Annotated in this window: 1 protein-coding gene; it reads left to right on the top strand. The window is 76.0% G+C overall.

The window, feature by feature from the left end; genetic code table 11:
- The first annotated feature begins 119 nt into the window (after positions 1-119).
- Positions 120-1,103, top strand: a complete 984-nt coding sequence (locus tag BZY54_RS48545; protein ID WP_425276401.1) for a small ribosomal subunit Rsm22 family protein — start codon at positions 120-122, stop codon at positions 1,101-1,103.
- Positions 1,104-1,251 lie beyond the last annotated feature (148 nt).

The following is a 1,251-nucleotide window of genomic DNA, read 5'->3' as shown; positions in this document are numbered from 1 at the left end:
GGGCGCGGGCGCCCCTCCCCCGGGCCCCAGCAGCAGGAAGCGCGTCACACCCCTGCGAGAATCGGAGGGTGAACGACCCCGTAGCCCCGTCGTCAGTGCCGTCGGCAGCTCCGTCCTCGATCCCGTCCTCGGAGATTCTTCGTGGTGCTCTTTCCGGCCTGCTCGACGGGCTGCCGCCGCGGCAGGCCGTGGGAGCCGTGGAGCGGCTGATCGCCAACTACCGGGGGAGCACCCCGACCGACGCGCCGATCCTGCGCGACCGGGCGGACGTGGCCGCGTACGCCGCCTACCGGATGCCCGCCACCTTCGAGGCGGTGCGCTCCGCGCTGGAGGCGTTCGCCGCAGCCGTGCCCGGATGGGTGCCCGCCGGCCATGTCGACGTCGGTGGCGGGACGGGCGCCGCGACCTGGGCCGTCGCCGCCACCTGGGAGGGGAGCCGGCCGGTCACCGTGCTCGACTGGGCCGAGCCCGCGCTCGCCCTCGGCCGGGAGATCGCCGCCGCTCACCCGGCCCTGCGGGACGTTCGCTGGCAGCGCGCCCGGATCGGCGCGGCGCTCACCCTGGACGCCACCGACCTCGTCACCGTCTCCTACGTCCTCAACGAACTCACCGAGGCCGACCGGGCCGCCGTCGTGGACGCCGCCGCGGCCGCCGCACAGGCCGTCGTGGTCGTCGAGGCCGGCACCCCCGACGGCTACGCCCGCGTCATCGAGGCCCGCGACCGGCTGATCGCGACCGGCTTCCACGTCGCCGCGCCCTGCCCGCACAGCGCCGCCTGCCCCATCGTGCCCGGCACGGACTGGTGCCACTTCTCGGCCCGGGTCAGCCGGTCCTCCCTGCACCGGCAGGTCAAGGGCGGCTCCCTCGCCTACGAGGACGAGAAGTTCAGCTACGTCGCCGCCACCCGGCTCCCGGTCGGCCCCGCGCCCGCCCGGGTCGTCCGGCGCCCGCAGATCCGCAAGGGACAGGTGCTGCTCGACCTGTGCGAGGCGGACGAGCAGCTGCGCCGCCGTACGGTCACCAAGCGCCACGGCGAGCTGTACAGGGCGGCCCGCGACGCGGACTGGGGCGACGTCTGGCCGCCGCCCGCCCCGGCGGAGTAGCCGGCAGCGCGTACGACCCGCACCCGCCCGACGGCGGGAGGGGCCGTCGGGGTGCGTCACAGCCCGCCGCGTACTGCGGTCCCAACCCGGTTCAGCGATGAGACTCTGGGCCGTATGTCCCTGTGCGGCGGGCTGGACGCACCCCCAC

Origin of the sequence: Streptomyces carpinensis (assembly GCF_002154505.1) — a bacterium.
Lineage (GTDB): Bacteria > Actinomycetota > Actinomycetes > Streptomycetales > Streptomycetaceae > Streptomyces > Streptomyces carpinensis.
Note: the sequence above shows the minus strand (reverse complement) of the source record. Positions and strands in the feature narration are given on the sequence as shown.